Origin of the sequence: Xanthomonas sp. NCPPB 3761 (assembly GCF_041475705.2) — a bacterium.
Taxonomy (GTDB): domain Bacteria; phylum Pseudomonadota; class Gammaproteobacteria; order Xanthomonadales; family Xanthomonadaceae; genus Xanthomonas; species Xanthomonas phaseoli.
In genome coordinates this window covers 91,040-106,764 of sequence record NZ_CM191262.1, presented here as the reverse complement: position 1 = coordinate 106,764, position 15,725 = coordinate 91,040, and the positions used below count along the sequence as shown (strand labels likewise).

Here is a 15,725-nt window from a genome sequence, read left to right as displayed (position 1 = left end):
AGGAGAAACCCACATGAGCATCCTTACCGAAGCGCAGGCCAAGATCATTCTGGACAAGGTCATCAAGCTCTCCAAGGCCGACGAGTGCACCGCCACACTCACCGGCTCGATCGACGGCAATATCCGTTTTGCGCTCAACAACGTTTCCACCAGCGGCATCGTCGACAACACCGACCTGCAGGTGCAGGTGGCATTCGGCAAGCGCGTGGGCGTTGCCACCATCAACGAGTTCGACGACGCCTCGCTGGAACGGGTGGTGCGTCGCGCCGAAGACCTGGCGCGGCTGGCTCCGGAAAATCCGGAGTTCATGCCGGCGGTCGACAAGCAGACCTACAGGCCCAGCCCCACCTTCAGCGAATCCAACGCAGCGGTCGATCCGGCGTTCCGCGCGCAGGTGGCGGCCGATTCGATCGCCCCGTGCAAGGGCAAGGGCCTGATCGCCGCAGGCTTCCTGGAAGATGGCCAGAGCTTTACCGCATTCGCCAACAGCAAGGGCAACTTCGGTTACCAGCGCGGTGCGCGCTTCGACTACACCTGCACCGTGCGCACCGAAGACGGCCGCGGCTCGGGCTGGGTGGGCCGCAATCTGAAAGACGCCGCCGACTTCAAGGCCGAGCAGGACATCCGCATTGCGATGCGCAAGGCCAGCGATTCGGCCGAAGCCAAGGCGCTGGAGCCGGGCAAGTACACCGTGATCCTGGAGCCGGCCGCGGCAGCGGGGCTGATCTCCTTCATGATGAATTTCTTCGACGCACGCCGCGCCGATGAGGGGCGCAGCTTCCTGTCCAAGAAAGGCGGCGGCAACAAGCTCGGCGAGCAGGTCTACGACCCGCGCGTGAACATCACCGCCGATCCGTGGGACCCGCGTGCGGCGGTGATGCCGTGGGACGAAGAAGGCCTGCCGCGCGAGAAGATGTCCATCGTGGAAAACGGCAAGATCGCCAACCTGCAGTATTCGCGCTACTGGGCGCAGAAGAACGGCAAGCGCGCGGTCGGCGAACCAGGCAATCTGTTGATGGCCGGTGGCGAGAAGAACATCGCCGAGCTGGTGCGCGGCACCGAGAAGGGCATCCTGGTCACGCGGACCTGGTACATCCGCATGGTCGACCCGCAGACGGTGCTGCTGACCGGGCTCACCCGCGACGGCACCTTCTACATCGAGAACGGCCAGATCAAGTATCCGGTGAAGAACTTCCGCTTCAACGAATCGCCGGTGATCATGCTCAACAACATCGACGAGTTGGGCAAGCCGGTGCGCGTGGCCGGCGACGAATCCAACTTCGTGATGATGATTCCGCCGATGCGGCTACGCGACTTCACGTTTACCTCGTTGTCGGACGCGGTGTGACTGAGGGCCGGGATTGGGGATTGGGGATTGGGAATTGGGGATTCGGAGAGCCAAGCAAGCTCTCCGCAGCCCGATGCTTTTCCCACACGTCCCATTACCGGCCTGCCGGCCTCTGCGGCGTCCGCGACGCGTCGCCATTTCCTTGGCCTGTTGTTCGGTAGCGCCGCTGCGTTGGCGCTGCCGAGGCGCGCGTGGGCGGGTGGCAATTACGATTTCTGGTTTACCCGGTTGCGCTACGACTCCGGCGATTGGGATGTGGATGCGCGCATGCCGTCCAACCTGATCACCTCGTTGATCGACTACACCCAGCTGCGCGTGGATCCGCAGGAACATGTGCTGGATCTGGCCGACCCACGCATGTTGCAGGCGCCGTTCTGCTATCTGTCCGGGCACAAGCTGGTGGAGTTCAACCCGGCCGAGCGGCGCAATTTCGAGCGCTATGTGCGCAACGGCGGCTTCGTGTTCGTGGACGATTGCAACCACGATATCGATGGTTTGTTCGCCACCTCGTTCGAAGCGCAAATGACCTCGATCTTCGGCAAGAGCGCGCTGCAGAAACTGCCCAAGAACCATCGGCTCTACAGCGCCTTCTTCGCCTTCCCCGATGGCCCGCCGGCAACCGGTTTCGAGCTCAATGGCTGGGGCGACGACCTGGTGCACGATTATCTCAAGGGCATCAGCGTCGATGGTCGCCTCGGGGTGCTCTACAGCAACAAGGATTACGGCTGCGAATGGGATTACGACTGGCGCAACAAGCGTTTTCTGGCCGAAGACAACACCAAGTTCGCCGTGAACATCGTGATGTATGCGTTGACCAATTGATCGCCGCATGTCGTTCGCCCTGCAGGAGCGCGCTTGCACGCGATGAAAATGTACCTGTGAAGCATCGCGCGCACGCGCGCTCCTACATCAGCAGCCATCCAACGAGATCTCCCGTATGAACGCCCCCAACCACGACATCCTCGCCGCGCAGCTCTCCCAGCTGGGCACGTTGCGCGCGGCCCTGGCCCAGGCGGTGGTGGGCCAGGACGCGGTGGTGGAGCAATTGCTGATCGGCCTGCTCGCCGGCGGCCATTGCCTGCTGGAAGGCGCGCCGGGCCTGGGCAAGACGCTGCTGGTGCGCTCGCTGGGGCAGGCGCTGGAACTGCAGTTCCGCCGCGTGCAGTTCACCCCCGACCTGATGCCCAGCGACATCCTGGGCACCGAGTTGCTGGAAGAAGACCACGGCACCGGGCATCGGCATTTCCGCTTTCAGCAGGGGCCGATCTTTACCAACCTGCTGCTGGCCGACGAACTCAACCGCACCCCGCCCAAGACGCAGGCCGCATTACTGGAAGCGATGAGCGAACGCACCGTCAGCTATGCCGGCACCACCTATGCGCTGCCGGCACCGTTCTTCGTGCTGGCCACGCAAAACCCGATCGAACAGGCCGGCACCTACCCGCTGCCGGAAGCGCAGCTGGATCGCTTCCTGCTGCATGTGCGCGTGGATTACCCCAGCGAACAGGAAGAGCGCGACATCCTCAGCCAGACCACCGGCAGCGCAAGCGCGCAGGTGCCCAAGGTGATGGACGCGGCCAGCGTGCAGGCGCTGCAGCAGCACGTGCGGCAAGTGCATGTGGGCGCGGAGTTGCTGACCTGGATCAACCGCCTGGTGCGTGCCAGCCGTCCCGGCCCGCAGGCCAGCGACGCGGTGCGCCAGTGGATCAAATGGGGCGCCGGCCCACGTGCGGGGCAGTCGCTGGTGCTGGCGTCCAAGGCGCGCGCATTGCTGCACGGCCGCTTTGCAGCCACCCGCGAAGACGTGGTGGCGCTTGCGGCGCCGGTGATGCGCCATCGCCTGTTGCTCTCGTTCGCCGCCGAAGCCGAACAACGCACGGCCGACGACGTGGTCGCCGCATTGCTGCGTGCCGTGCCGTTGCCGACGTGAGACATCGCGCGGCGTGAATGCAGACCTGCCGGCATTGATTCCCAGCGACGTGCGCAGCCGCCTGCGTGGTCTGCAGCTGCGTGCGCGCCACGCGCAGGGTGCGCACGGCATCGGCCAACATGCCAGCCGCAGCCGCGGCGCCGGGCTGGAATTCGCGCAATACCGCGCCTACGAACCGGGCGATGCGCTGCGCCAGATCGACTGGAAACTCTACGCACGCTCGGACCGCTTCTTCGTGCGCGAAGCCGAGCGCGAAAGCCCGCTCACGCTGTGGTTGTTGCTCGACGCCACCGCCTCTGCCAGCCAGGCCGACCACGCGCGCCCCGGCAGTACGCGCCTGCAGGCAATGGCGACGGTGGCAGCCTGCGCTGCGGAGATCGCGCTGCAGCAGGGCGATCAGGTCGGTCTGTTTGCGGTGCACGGCGGCGGGCTGGTGGCAGTGCCGGCCGGCACCGGGCCGCGACAGCGCGACCGGTTATGGCTGGCCCTGCACGGACTGCAGGCCGGTGGGCGCTGGCCGGGCCTGGCCGCCGTACGCCCGCTGTGGGAACGCATCGCCACGCACGCGCTGGTGCTGTCGATCGGCGATGGCTTCGACGAAGAGCTGAACGTTGCATTGGAAAAGCTTGCCGCCGCTCGTCGCCAGGTCATGCAACTGCAGGTGCTGACCTGCGACGAACGCGATTTCGGTTTCAGCGGCGGCCACCGCTTCCGCGACCCGGAAACCGGCGAGGAACTCTTGGGCGATGGCGCAGCGATGCGCGCCGATTATCTGCAACGCTTCGGCGCGGCACAGCGCGCGCAGCAGGCGCGCTGGCAGGCCGCCGGCATCGCGCACGCACTGCATTATCTGGACGCCGCACCCGACGCGGCATTACGCCAGTTGTTCGGGCAAGGCACGCCGCGATGAGCTGGCAGATCGGCCGCACGCAGGTCGCCAGGCGGGTGCCGCGATGAACCTGCTGTTGCTGTTCCCTGCCGGCCTGGCCGCGCTGGCCGCGTTGCTGCTGCCGCTGCTGATCCATCTGGCCCGGCGCAGCGAACACCGGCCGACCGACTTCGCCGCGCTGCGCTGGTTGCGTGCAATGCCGCGCCCACGTCACCGCGTGCGTCTGGACGAATGGCCGCTGCTGCTGGTGCGCGTGTTGCTCCTGGTTGCGCTGGCGCTGCTGCTGGCCGAACCGGCCGTACGCGATCATGACGATGCACGCCCACGCATTGCGCTCAGCCCGGGGGTGGATGTGGCTGCCGCACGCCAGCTGGGCCACGCCGCGAACGCGCAATGGCTGTGGCTGGCGCCGGGCTTCCCGCCGGTCGATGCGGATGCGAATGCCGATGTACCGAAGACACCCGCCACCCCTGCGGGCGCGGCACCACCGGTCTCCAGCCTGTTGCGCGAGCTCGATGCCAGCCTGCCGGCGGATGCGGCGCTCAGCGTGATCGTGCCGGCCCGGTGGGGCCCGCTGGATGCGCAGCGTCTGCAGTTGTCGCATCCGGTGCGTTGGCAGGTCGTACCCGGTCAATCGCCAATTGCTGCGGCCGCCGCTGCCGCGCCGCTAGGCCTGCAGGCGATCGCCGACGACAACGCCGCGCCGGCCCTGCGCTATCTGCGCGCCGTGCATGCCGCCTGGGCGCTGCCGGGCAGCCTGCCGGTGGGCACGCCGGCCGATGCGCAGCCTGCGCGCTGGGCCGCCGGCACCGTGGTGGCCTGGCTGTCGCGCAGCGCCCCGCCGGCGCCGGTGATGGCCTGGGTCGCAGCCGGTGGGCAGCTGCTGCTGGATGCGCAGACACCCGTTCCACCCAGCCTCGCTGCGACGCTGCAGCCCGTGCAACAGACGGCCGCTGGCGCGCCATTGCTCGATGCCGCAGCGCTCGGCCGCGGACGCGTGCTGCGCTGGGCTGCACCGCTACAGCCGCGGCAACTGCCGGCGTTGCTGGATGCCGATTTTCCCACCCGCCTGCACGACGCCCTGCAACCGCTGCCCACACCACAGCGCGCGCTGGCGCAGACCCAGCAACCGCAGCGCGATGCCGGCAGCCGCCTGACCACTGCACCGTGGCCGCTGGCGCCATGGCTGATCGGCCTGGTGCTGCTGCTGTTCGCGCTCGAACGCTGGCTGGCCACCGCACCGCGCCGGGCCACCGCCGCATGAGCACGCCGGCGCTGCAGCGGGCGTGGCAGGCGGCACGGCGACGACAGGCCGCAGGCGTGCTGTTGTTCGGGCTGCCGCTGGCAGCGGTGCCGGCGGCGCTGGCGTGGCGCGCCGGCGCACAGGTCGCCGTGGTGCTGCTGCTTCTGGGCCTGCTGGCACTGGGCGGCATGGCGCTGCTGGCCGCGCGGCGGCTCGACCAGGCCTGGCTGATCCGCCGGCTGGACCGCGATGCAGATCTGGAAGACAGCAGCGACCTGCTGTTCGCCCCTGCCAGCCAGCTCGGTCCGCTGCAGACCCTGCAACGGCAACGGCTGGAACAGCGCCTGCGTAGCCGTCCACGCGACCTGCGCCCGGCCTGGCCGTGGCGCCGCGCCTGGCCCTGGAGCGTGCTGGGTGTGCTCGCCTGCGCCGCGTTGCTGCTGTGGCCCCCCCCGGCCACTCGACGCACCCCGCCAACCGACCGCGTTGCCGCCGCGCGTGCCAGCAGTGGCGCCCCCACGCTGCGGCACGCGCAGCTACGCAGCAGCCCGCCCGCCTATACCGGTCTGCCCGCCGCGCGCCTGCCCGGCCTGGAGGCGAAGGTGCCGGCCGGCACGCGGCTGGAGTGGCAACTGCAGGTCAGCCCGGCGCCGCGCAGCGTGGCCCTGCGACTGACTGACGGACGCACCGTCGCGCTGGCCCGACAGGGCGGCAGCGATGGCTGGCACGGCCAGTGGGTCGCCGAGCGGGCCACCCTCTACCGCGTCCTCATCGACGGCGCGCCGGCCGACCGCCGGCTGCATCGACTGGACGTGCTGCCCGACCGCCCACCGCAGGTGCGCGTGCTCGCGCCCGAGCAAAGCCTGGTGCTGTGGTCGCCGGCCAACCGCAGCTGGACGCTACGTTTCGAAGCCAGCGACGACTACGCGGTGGCCGCCAGCGCCGAGTTGCACCTCACCCTGGCCCAGGGCAGCGGCGAAAACATCACCTTCACCACCCAGCGCCGCCCGCTCACCGGCAGCGGCACGGCCAGGCAACGCAGCTTCGCCACCACCCTGCAACCGCAAGCCCTGGGCGTGAAAGCCGGCGACGACCTGATTGCCCAGCTCATCGTCCACGACACCCGCCAGCCCGGCCCGCAGGAAGGCCGCAGCGCCAGCGTGATCCTGCGCTGGCCGCCGCCCGAACAGACCATGGCCGCCGGTCTGGAAGCCAGCGTCAAGCAGACCTTGCCGGCCTACTTCCGCAGCCAGCGCCAGATCATCATCGACGCGCAGGCGCTGCTGAAGGAACAACCGCGCCTGGAGGCGGCCACCTTCCTCAAGCGCTCCGACGCCATCGGTGTGGACCAACGCCTGCTGCGGCTGCGCTATGGCCAGTTCCTGGGCGAAGAAAGCGAAGGTGCGCCGCAAGGCCCGCCGACTGCCGACGCGCCACCCACCAGCGACGCCCCGGCCGACGATTTACCCACCGCCGACATGCCCACCGCCGATGCGCCAAGCGCGCCCGCCGCTGTTTCTGACACGCAGGCCGGGCATGACCACGACCCTCACGATCACGACGCGCACGCCACCGAACCTGGCGCCGCCGCACTGGACGACCACGATCACGACCATGACCATGACGCCCGCAACGGCCGGCCCGAGCGCAGCAGCTTCGGCCAGTCCGAGAACGTGCTGGCCGAATTCGGCCATACCCACGACCACGCCGAAGCCGCCACCCTGCTCGACCCGCAAACCCGCGCCCTGCTGCGCGCCGCGCTGGACCAGATGTGGCAGTCCGAAGGCGAGCTGCGCCAGAGCCACCCCGAGCGCGCGCTGCCGTACGCCAACAAGGCGCTGGGCTTCATCAAGCAGGTGCAGCAGGCCGAACGCATCTACCTGGCGCGCGTGGGCACGCAGTTGCCGCCGATCGACCCCAGCAGGCGGCTGAGCGGCGATCGCGCCGGCCTGGGCGACCGCGCCGCCGGGCTGGACACCCGCCCGGACCCGGACCCGTCCGCGCTGCAGCTGTGGGATGCGTTGGGCGAGGCCGCCCCGGTGCCCGCTGCCACCCTGGCCCGCTACGCGCAGTGGCTGCAGACCCAGCAAGATCGCCTGCACGACCCGCTGGGCCTGGCCGCTGCCGTGGAAACCCTGCGCGCCGAACCCGATTGCGCCCATTGCCGCGCCCAGCTGCGCGCCCAGGTCTGGCGCACCCTGCTCGCCCCACCGGCAGCACCGCATCGCCGCGCCGCGCCCGACCCGCGTGGCCAGCGCTACCTGGATGCGCTGCGGCAGGAGATGCAGCCGTGAGTCCCACCCTGATCCGCCTTCTTCCGGTGCACCGGTCGTGCGGACCGACGTGGCGCGTAGAAGTGGCAGCAAGCAGCCAGCTGCGGTGCACTCGGCACGGTGCCTGGCGCCCCCGCCGATGCCTGGCGCCAGGAGCAGCAGCAATGAACTTCTCGATGCGACCGCGGTGCGCCATCGTCCGCTGCGGGCACGCGGCCGCAAGCTGCAGGCCACCCGCATGCGAGCACGCCGCGCCGCGCCGCGTGCACGGACAATGCGTTGCGGGCGCATTGCGCCAGGAGCGGCAACCATGACGCTCTCGCTGCCCTGGCTGGTCGGCGCGGCATTGCTGCTGATCGCCGTCATCGGCTGCGTGCGCCTGCTGCGCGCGTACCACCGGCAGCCGTATTCGCGCACCCGGCTCTGGCTGCTGCTCGCCGCCCAACCGTTACTCGCTGCATTGCTCTATCCGGTGCTGTTGCCCCCGCCGCGCGCCGGCACCGGTGCGGAACTGCATGTCGCCACCGCCGGCACCGCCGTCGGGCAGCGCTCCACGGGTGACACGGCGCACTGGGTCGCCCTGCCGGAGGCGCCCGCGTTACCCGGCGTCACACGCGTACCGGACCTGGCCACCGCGCTGCGGCACGCACCCGGCACCACGGTGCTGGTCGTGCATGGCAGCGGCCTGCCCGCTCGCGACCGCGAGGGCCTGAACATGCCGCTGCGGCTGAAGCTCGGTCCCGCCCCACGCGGCGTGGTCGCGGTTTCGCCACCGCCGCCAGTGGCCCCGGGCGACACCATCGCGGTGGCTGCGCAGGTGCAAGGCCTTGCCGACGCGCGCGTGGAACTGCTCGATCCGGCCGGGCAGGTGGTGGACAGCGCCGTGGCCGACCGCGCCGGCCGCGTGCGCCTGCGCGGCCTGGCGCGCGCGCCGGGCCGGGTGCTGTTCGTCGTGCGTGCACGCGATGCCGCCGGTGCCGAACGCAGCCGCGTGGAGGTGCCGGTCCTGATCGCGGCCATGCCGTCGGCGCGCGTGCTGCTGCTGGCCGGCGCACCACAGCCGGAGCTGAAGTACCTGCGCCGCTGGGCCAGCGACGCCGGGCTGGAGGTGCGTAGCCAGATCGCGGTCGGCCCTGGCGTGCAACTCGGCGAGGGCGCCGCGCTGGATGCGGCCAGCCTGGACCGGCTGGACCTGCTGATCGTCGACCCGCGCCGCCTGGTGGCGCTGGGCCCTGCGCAGCGCCAGACCGTGCGCGCGGCGATCCAGCGCGGCCTGGGCGTGCTGGTGCGCACCGACGGGCCGCTGGATGCCGGCACCCGCGCCGCCCTGGCCGAGCTGGGCCTTGCCGTCATCGGCGGCGGCACCAGCAGCCCGGTGTCCGCACCGCAGCGGCTCTCGCCGCCGGTCGCAGCGGCCGATCCTGCCAGCGGCCCTGGCGACGCCCCGACGCTGGCGCCGCTGCAACGTCGCGACCTGCAACCGCAAGCCACCGACGCCCTGGTCGGCGCACGTGCCGACGATGGCAGCGCCCTGGGCTGGTGGCGCGCCCAAGGCCGCGGGCGCATCGGCATCGGCCTGGTCGAAGACAGCTTCGCGCTGGTGCTGGCCGGCCGCAGCGATCTGCACGCCGCGCTCTGGGCGCAGTTGTCTGCCGCCGTTGCCCGCCCGGGCGGTGCGCTGCCCAGCCCGGTGCAGGAAGGCTGGTCGCAACAACGCATGCCGCTGTGCGAGCTGCACGCCGACGCTTTCGTGACCGCCCCTGACCAGGCCCGCCACCCATTGCTGCCGGAACGCAATGGCAATGGGCCGCGCTGCGCCGGCTACTGGCCCGCCAGCAGCGGCTGGCATCGCCTGCACACCGGCACCTCGCAACGCTGGCTCTATGTCCGCGCGCCCAACGACGCACCTGCCATTGACGCGCAGCAACGCCGCCTCGCCACCCTCGCCATGGCGGCCGGCACTGCTTCGATTCCCATCGCCACATCTGCTGCCCAACCCGGCGCGCGCTGGCCGTGGCTGCTGGTCTGGCCCGGCGCGGCCGCAGCGCTGTGGTGGTTCGAGCGGCGGCGAGCTTCGCCGCAGGTGACTGCTGCGGGCGCTTGAACAATCGACGCCAGGCAGGGTTGCAGCTAGCTCGCGTTTGGCTGCGCGGGATACCCTGCCGTGGCAACGCAACGCGTGGTCCTGCGCATCGCCGTGTGATTCAGAGCAGGCACTGCCGATGCTGGCGTCGTTCCCGCATTGCATCTGGACACGCGCGTTGGAAATTGCAGCACACGCGCCGGCGTGTCATTCCATGAACGCCACGCGTGGCGGCCAAACCGTTACCGGTTCCTGCACTCAAGCACTGCTTTGCATAGCGGCATTGGCCACACTGCGCGCGTCTAGCCGCAGCAGCACGCTGCACGCCTGCGCATTATCGACAGCGGCTTGTCTATCGGCCACGCTCGGCAAACCGATGATTCAACTGGCCACCGTCATCCGCCGCCACACGCGGCAGTGATTGTTCGCCGGCATTGCTACGTCGTCGATCAGCTGCAATCCCACCGACGCCGCCAGCGCATCCACCGCTTCGGCATCGCGAAGACCAGAGGCAGGGTCGCGCTCGCGCAGCATGGTGTCGAAGGCACGATTGCTGTCGCTGGTGAATTGCCCATTGCGGTTGAATGGCCCATAGATCGCCAGCACCGCATCGGGCGCCATCACCGTCGGCAAGCCTGCAAACAAGGCCTGCACCTGCGGCCAGCCCATGATGTGCAAGGTATTGGCGCTGTAGATCGCATCGAAGCCGCGCTGGCCGTCACGCAGCACGGGCAAGCTGGGCGCCGGTGCAAGCCCGGGCGTGGGTATCAGCACGGCCTGGAGCGGAATTGGTGGCGGCGTGTTCGGCAGCGCCGCCTCGTCCAGCCATTGCCGCATGCCGGCAAGATGATCGAGGTGGTCGCTGGCCTGCCACTGCAACCACGGCATCGCCGCAGCGAAATGCACGGCGTGTTGCCCGGTGCCCGCACCGATTTCCAGCACCTGCTGCCGGTCGGCAAAGTGCGGGCGTAGTACCTCAAGAATCGGGTCGCGGTTGCGCGCGGACGCTGGCGAAAACGGTTTGGGCATCATCGGCATCTGTCGTGGTGGCGGTGATTATCGCGGGCAAGCATCGCTGGGCGGCAACCGTTCGGTGAACACGGTGCCGCTGCCCTTTGCCCGCAGCGCGTGGTGTTGCATTGAGCAGCCTCACCCATGGCTGCGGCTGCGGTACTGCACGCTGAGCGCGCAGCCATGCTGAGCTTCGCATGCAGCCGCACGCATCACCGCGGTGGCGGCAAGGCCTCATACGCACGCCGCACTGCCTCTTCGCCGAAGCGACGCTCCAGCCGACGCACGATGAAATGTCCGCGCGCCATCGCCTGGAAGTGGCGCATGAACACGGTATTGAGCGTGGCACCGCTGACCGCGCCGACCAGCGGCACCGCCTGCACGGCGAGCTTTTCGCCCACATTGACCGAAAACTTCGCCGCGACGCGCGAGACCAGCGAGAACAGTGCCGGTGCACCCTTGCTGGCGAAGCCGTGCGCGGCCACGTAGCTGGCCGCGGCACTCAATTGCTGTGCCATCGCCGCACGGACCGCGAAGTAGCCGGATTCGGCGCCGTCGTCGCTGGCACTGCGCCCGCCATGCGCCAGCACTTCCAGGCACGCCAGCGCCGTGTCCGGGTCGTCCAGCGATTCGCCTTCGGCACGGGCAATATCGGCGATGGAGCGCAGCATCACCGTGGTGGTCACCGGCAGCTCCACCATCAAGCCCGGCAGCCCGAAAAACCCGCCTGCGCCACCGGAAACCGCCACCGCCAGCGTATGCCGCGTCGTGGATGCCGGCTGCTGCGCATCGGCCTTGCCGCGCAGGCTCAGTAACGCCGATTTCATCGCCACCTGCAGCGCGCGCCGGGTCACGCCATCGATGCTGCGGGTCACCACCTTGGGAAGCCGTTTGGTGATCAGGCTCTCGATCGGCGCGCCCAGCGCATTGGCCAGTTGCGCTGCCACGCCGGGGTTTTCCAGCAATGCGTGGGCCGTGGCCAGGTCGCGCTGCGCGGCAGCGTCCATCACCGGTATCGGAAGCGTTGTCATGCCTGCTCATCATGGTTGGGACCTGGCCGATGGTACCCAGCGCGATGTGAGTGCCGCACAAGCGAACTGGACCCTGTTGGGCCTGCAGCGCAATTGGCTGTTAAAATGCAGCAATCATCGGCGTCCAGGTAGCAAATGCGCAGCAGATGAATTGCGAGATCCGCCACAGCATCGTCATTGCCGCCGCGCCGGAAGTGGTCTGCGCTGCGTTGTCAGAGCCCAAGCAGCTTGCGCGTTGGTGGACCCGCGAAGTGAGCCTGGCCGACGATCTGGTGCGGCTGGACTGGAGCCGGCAGGGCTGGCGTGTGGAACTGAGCATCGACGAAGGCGCCAATCACCAACTGGTGTGCTGGCGCTGCCACGCCTCCAACATGCTCGACACCGACGCCTGGAAAGGCACGGTGATGCGCTTTGAACTGCGCTCCATCAGCCAGGGCACGCAGGTGGATTTCGTGCAGTCCGGCTATCGCGATTCGCCGTGCAAGGAGGCCTGCGCGCGCGGCTGGCGTTTCTTTCTCGGCAGCAGCCTCAAACGCTATGTGGAAACCGGCGAAGGTGCGCCGTCGGCCGATATGCCCATGTCTCCGTTGTCAGAGGACAACCCGCACACCGCATGCTGAAGGTAGCAGCGGCGAGCTGCAGCATCGTTCAACGCGCTGGGTCGATGACCGGCAACCGCGTGTGGACGCCAAACTTGGCAAGGTTTCCACCCATCCTGTGCGTGACGAACAAAGACAGCCAACAAGGCCGCTATGCAGACCGCCATGCGGTTGCTGCGGCCTTCGCACGCAGCGGTGAAGTGCACCTGCGCTGCGATGAACCATCGGGCCACTCACAAATCTCGGCATCTTCCGAACACGCGACGGTTGCTAGCCCGCAGAGCTTTATCTTCGAAGGTTCCGGCGGTCGCCCGCCGGCAAGTTGGCGGTGATGCGTCGCGCCATCGCCCGCATCGCGTCTCGCATCAACTAACCGGTTACTGCAACCGCACGCCATGCGCCTGAAGCCACGGACGCATGCCGTGCGAATTGCCGACAACTCACGCGGTGCGCGGTTGGCCCATCGACGCGGCGGTGGCAACCGGCAACTGCGCATCCACCGTCACCGGGCTGTCGGCCTGCAACAGGGCACGCGCTTCGGCATCGCTGGCCACCGCCGGCGGCGAGCCACGTAGCGGCAATCCCGCGGTTTCGCGCACGAACAGCATGGTCAGCAAGCCGATCGCCGCCGCACCCATCAGGTAATACGCCGGCACCAGCGGGTCGCCGGTGCGCTCCACCAACCAGGCAGTGACCAACGGCGTGGTGCCGCCAAACAACGACACCGACACGTTGAAGGCAATCGACAGCGCGCTGTAGCGCACCGGCGTGTAGAACAGCGCCGGCAAGGTGGACGGCATCGAACTGGTGAAGCACACCAAGGCCAGGCCAAGCAGCATCAGCCCGGCGAAGATCAGCCCATCGTGGCCGCTGCCGATCAGCAACAGGCAGGGAATGGCCAGCGCAAACAGCGCAATGCAGGCACCGATGATCATCGGCCGCCGGCCCAGTCTGTCGCTGAACATGCCGCCGACGATGTTGAGCGGCATCATCACCAGCATCACCAGGATGATCAGCAACAAGCCCTTGCTCTCGGCGTAACCCATCGTGACGCTGAGATAGCTGGGCATGTAGGTCAGCAGCATGTAGTCGGTGACGTTGAACACCAGCACCAGGCCCACGCACTTGAGCAGCTGCGGCCAATGCAGGCGCAGCAGCGTGGTCAGGCCTTGCGCGGCGCTCTGCCGTTCGCGCTGTTCGGATTGTTCGGTATAGGCGCGAAATGCCGGGGTTTCTTCCAGCTTCATGCGCATGTACAGGCCAAGCAACCCCAACGGCCCGGCGATCAGGAACGGCACGCGCCAGCCCCAGTCGAGCATCTGCGCCGGAGTGACGCTCATGTGCAAGGCCGTCACGGTGGCGGCGCCGGCGATGTAGCCGCCCAGCGTGCCGAACTCCAGCCAGCTGCCCATCAGGCCGCGATTGCGGTCGGTGGCGTATTCGGCGATGAAGGTGGCCGCGCCACCGTATTCGCCGCCGGTGGAAAATCCCTGCAGCACGCGCGCCAGCAGCAGTGCAGGCGCCCATAAGCCAATGCGCTCGTAGGCCGGAATCAGTCCGATGCTGAAGGTGCCCAGCGCCATCAGGATCATCGTGGCGGCCAGCACTTTCTGGCGCCCGTAACGGTCGCCGAGCGGTCCGAAGACCATGCCGCCGATCGGCCGCACCAGAAAGGCCACGGTGAAGGTGGCGAAGGTAGCGATCAATTGTGCAGTGGGGTTACTTGCCGGGAAGAACACCTGGCCCAGCGTCACCGCCAGATAGCCGTATACGCCGAAGTCGAACCACTCCATCGCATTGCCGAGCGCCGCAGCGCCGACGGCCTTGCGCAGCATGCCGCGGTCCACCACGGTAACGTCATCCAGTTGCAGCTGGCGGCGGCGTTTGAACCAGCCAAAGTGCGAACGCATCGCGCGGGCATCGTGCATCTATGGTCTCCGTAAGGTGCGCCTGGGATATCTCGCCGGGCGCAGGCCGTCGCTGCCCACTCGCCCTGGCAACGCACAGGACACGGCACATCACGCAAGCGCGGCAGCGCAGTGCACTCAGATGACACCGGAGGCATTCCCGGACGGTCGCGTGGATTCAACGACGCTGCGGGACAGACGACCAAGGGATGGGCATTGCCCAAGGGCTTGATAAGCGCGTCATGTTACTACAGACGCACAATTGATGCAGGCGCGACGGTGCCAGGCGCGAAAAACGCCTTGTTTTCTGGCCGATTCGTTGGCGTTGGTGCGCGATGCGCGCATATCCGATCGCTCTACGTACGCATCCGCTGCGACGAGGTCGCGCAGGCCTCGCGTGACGCCGCACGACGCATCGGATGTCCACTTGTTACGGCGAAGATGAAAACTGCTGCGCCTGTGTCAGGCGACCGCACGCCAACTTCCATTCGCCATTCTCAGCGCAGTGCAAGCAATCTCAAGGCACTGCGATGGTGCGCGCAATCAGGCTGGATCCAGCGCCGACAACAGGTCTTGTAGATCCTCACGCGTTTGCGGTCTGACGGCGCGCGCCACTTCCTGCCCATCGCGCAGCAGGATGATGGTGGGCCACAATTTGACGCGAAAAGAGCGACCTAGCGGCCGCCCTTTTCCATCTTCGATCTTTCGGTAATCGAGCGCTTCATACCCGCCCAACAGCTTTTGCAGCAGCGGCTGCGCGGCAATGCAATGGCCGCACCAGTCGGTACCGAATTCCAGAACCTGCAGGCCAGCCTGTGCCTCCACCGCGCTGCGTTCCGGGGCCTGGGTGGCGTACTGGCGAACGAAGCCCATCGTCTGGATGCTCCGCGTGGTTACGACAAGGCGCGCTGGATATCTTCCAGCGGCAGGTTGGTCAGATCCTTGGCCAGGTCGCCCACCAGGCGCTGCTGGGTTTCCTTGTGCAGCAGTGGGCGCACGCGGCCCAGCGTAGTCGGGTCGGCCACCAGCACCAGGTGCGTGTATTCGTGCTTCAAGGCGCCATCGTTCAAGGCATGCGAAAGCTGCTTGGCGAAGGTCATTTCGTCCAGGTCTGTTTCGGTGAGGTCTTGCGGCGCCTTGCCGGCCGGGCCGTCGTCATCGACGTTCTGCACGTCGGTGCGCGCGTGCTGACGCAGCACCACCTTGGCTTCGTTGCCGGTATTGGTGAACCAGCGGGCTTCGCCGCCGTCGGCCACCACTACCAAGGCGCCCTGAGGAATTTGCAGACTCATCCGATTTCTCCTGGTCGATGTTGACGCTGCACGTGCAGCCAGTCGGTCTCAACCTAGGCGAGAAGATGTAAGGATTTCGCCTAGCCGCTGTCAGCATCGCGTTAGTGCTGCCCATCCCA

Annotated in this window: 14 protein-coding genes; 9 read left to right on the top strand and 5 right to left on the bottom strand. The window is 68.1% G+C overall.

Annotation, left to right across the window (positions count from 1 at the left end):
• Positions 1-13 precede the first annotated feature (13 nt).
• From ACCQ00_RS00485 to ACCQ00_RS00455, 7 genes are all read left to right on the top strand, one after another.
• The gene (locus ACCQ00_RS00485; RefSeq protein WP_372354038.1) at positions 14-1,348 is read left to right on the top strand and encodes a TldD/PmbA family protein; all 1,335 of its coding nucleotides are present in this window, start codon (positions 14-16) and stop codon (positions 1,346-1,348) included.
• Positions 1,349-1,360: 12 nt separating this feature from the next.
• Positions 1,361-2,170 carry a DUF4159 domain-containing protein gene (locus tag ACCQ00_RS00480; RefSeq protein ID WP_080948821.1) on the top strand — a complete coding sequence of 270 codons (810 nt, stop codon included), beginning with the start codon at positions 1,361-1,363 and terminating at the stop codon, positions 2,168-2,170.
• 115 nt (positions 2,171-2,285) lie between these two features.
• Positions 2,286-3,278: an AAA family ATPase gene (locus tag ACCQ00_RS00475; RefSeq protein ID WP_039569747.1), complete on the top strand. Its 993-nt coding sequence runs from the start codon at positions 2,286-2,288 to the stop codon at positions 3,276-3,278.
• Positions 3,279-3,291: 13 nt separating this feature from the next.
• Positions 3,292-4,188 carry a DUF58 domain-containing protein gene (locus ACCQ00_RS00470; RefSeq protein ID WP_039569745.1) on the top strand — a complete coding sequence of 299 codons (897 nt, stop codon included), beginning with the start codon at positions 3,292-3,294 and terminating at the stop codon, positions 4,186-4,188.
• Between the two features lie 43 nt (positions 4,189-4,231).
• The gene (locus ACCQ00_RS00465; protein WP_039569743.1) at positions 4,232-5,431 is read left to right on the top strand and encodes a BatA domain-containing protein; all 1,200 of its coding nucleotides are present in this window, start codon (positions 4,232-4,234) and stop codon (positions 5,429-5,431) included.
• Positions 5,428-7,704 carry a hypothetical protein gene (locus ACCQ00_RS00460; RefSeq protein ID WP_372354037.1) on the top strand — a complete coding sequence of 759 codons (2,277 nt, stop codon included), beginning with the start codon at positions 5,428-5,430 and terminating at the stop codon, positions 7,702-7,704. The genes ACCQ00_RS00465 and ACCQ00_RS00460 overlap by 4 nt, the downstream gene beginning before the upstream one ends.
• A gap of 118 nt (positions 7,705-7,822) precedes the next feature.
• The gene (locus ACCQ00_RS00455) at positions 7,823-9,787 is read left to right on the top strand and encodes a thioesterase domain-containing protein (RefSeq protein ID WP_039569738.1); all 1,965 of its coding nucleotides are present in this window, start codon (positions 7,823-7,825) and stop codon (positions 9,785-9,787) included.
• A 360-nt stretch (positions 9,788-10,147) separates the two neighbouring features.
• Here ACCQ00_RS00455 and ACCQ00_RS00450 read toward each other — a convergent pair whose 3' ends face one another.
• Both ACCQ00_RS00450 and ACCQ00_RS00445 read right to left on the bottom strand, forming a co-directional pair.
• Positions 10,148-10,804 (bottom strand): DUF938 domain-containing protein, encoded by a 657-nt coding sequence (locus ACCQ00_RS00450; RefSeq protein WP_099770657.1) that lies wholly within the window; start codon positions 10,802-10,804, stop codon positions 10,148-10,150.
• Between the two features lie 185 nt (positions 10,805-10,989).
• Positions 10,990-11,784: an EcsC family protein gene (locus ACCQ00_RS00445; protein ID WP_372354135.1), complete on the bottom strand. Its 795-nt coding sequence runs from the start codon at positions 11,782-11,784 to the stop codon at positions 10,990-10,992.
• 170 nt (positions 11,785-11,954) lie between these two features.
• On the opposite strand from ACCQ00_RS00445, the gene ACCQ00_RS00440 reads away from it, so the two are divergent.
• Both ACCQ00_RS00440 and ACCQ00_RS00435 read left to right on the top strand, forming a co-directional pair.
• The gene (locus tag ACCQ00_RS00440) at positions 11,955-12,428 is read left to right on the top strand and encodes an SRPBCC family protein (RefSeq protein WP_017157983.1); all 474 of its coding nucleotides are present in this window, start codon (positions 11,955-11,957) and stop codon (positions 12,426-12,428) included.
• Between the two features lie 44 nt (positions 12,429-12,472).
• Complete coding sequence (locus ACCQ00_RS00435; protein WP_127446443.1) at positions 12,473-12,739, top strand: hypothetical protein; 267 nt, start codon at positions 12,473-12,475, stop codon at positions 12,737-12,739.
• Between the two features lie 108 nt (positions 12,740-12,847).
• Here the strand turns inward: ACCQ00_RS00435 and proP are convergent, their stop codons facing one another.
• From proP to ACCQ00_RS00420, 3 genes are all read right to left on the bottom strand, one after another.
• Positions 12,848-14,335 (bottom strand): glycine betaine/L-proline transporter ProP, encoded by a 1,488-nt coding sequence (gene proP / locus ACCQ00_RS00430; RefSeq protein ID WP_039584817.1) that lies wholly within the window; start codon positions 14,333-14,335, stop codon positions 12,848-12,850.
• A gap of 522 nt (positions 14,336-14,857) precedes the next feature.
• Positions 14,858-15,187 carry a thioredoxin family protein gene (locus ACCQ00_RS00425; protein ID WP_039569731.1) on the bottom strand — a complete coding sequence of 110 codons (330 nt, stop codon included), beginning with the start codon at positions 15,185-15,187 and terminating at the stop codon, positions 14,858-14,860.
• Between the two features lie 20 nt (positions 15,188-15,207).
• Positions 15,208-15,606: a host attachment family protein gene (locus ACCQ00_RS00420; protein WP_003487911.1), complete on the bottom strand. Its 399-nt coding sequence runs from the start codon at positions 15,604-15,606 to the stop codon at positions 15,208-15,210.
• Positions 15,607-15,725 lie beyond the last annotated feature (119 nt).

What these genes read in the sequence shown, in the direction of transcription:
- ACCQ00_RS00485 (WP_372354038.1), top strand. Translation starts at nt 14, where the DNA reads ATGAGCATCCTTACCGAAGCGCAGGCCAAGATCATTCTGGACAAGGTC.
- ACCQ00_RS00475 (WP_039569747.1), top strand. Translation starts at nt 2,286, where the DNA reads ATGAACGCCCCCAACCACGACATCCTCGCCGCGCAGCTCTCCCAGCTG.
- ACCQ00_RS00465 (WP_039569743.1), top strand. Translation starts at nt 4,232, where the DNA reads ATGAACCTGCTGTTGCTGTTCCCTGCCGGCCTGGCCGCGCTGGCCGCG.
- ACCQ00_RS00460 (WP_372354037.1), top strand. Translation starts at nt 5,428, where the DNA reads ATGAGCACGCCGGCGCTGCAGCGGGCGTGGCAGGCGGCACGGCGACGA.
- ACCQ00_RS00455 (WP_039569738.1), top strand. Translation starts at nt 7,823, where the DNA reads ATGCCTGGCGCCAGGAGCAGCAGCAATGAACTTCTCGATGCGACCGCG.
- ACCQ00_RS00450 (WP_099770657.1), bottom strand. Translation starts at nt 10,804, where the DNA reads ATGCCGATGATGCCCAAACCGTTTTCGCCAGCGTCCGCGCGCAACCGC.
- ACCQ00_RS00445 (WP_372354135.1), bottom strand. Translation starts at nt 11,784, where the DNA reads ATGGACGCTGCCGCGCAGCGCGACCTGGCCACGGCCCACGCATTGCTG.
- ACCQ00_RS00440 (WP_017157983.1), top strand. Translation starts at nt 11,955, where the DNA reads ATGAATTGCGAGATCCGCCACAGCATCGTCATTGCCGCCGCGCCGGAA.
- ACCQ00_RS00435 (WP_127446443.1), top strand. Translation starts at nt 12,473, where the DNA reads ATGACCGGCAACCGCGTGTGGACGCCAAACTTGGCAAGGTTTCCACCC.
- proP (WP_039584817.1), bottom strand. Translation starts at nt 14,335, where the DNA reads ATGCACGATGCCCGCGCGATGCGTTCGCACTTTGGCTGGTTCAAACGC.
- ACCQ00_RS00425 (WP_039569731.1), bottom strand. Translation starts at nt 15,187, where the DNA reads ATGGGCTTCGTTCGCCAGTACGCCACCCAGGCCCCGGAACGCAGCGCG.
- ACCQ00_RS00420 (WP_003487911.1), bottom strand. Translation starts at nt 15,606, where the DNA reads ATGAGTCTGCAAATTCCTCAGGGCGCCTTGGTAGTGGTGGCCGACGGC.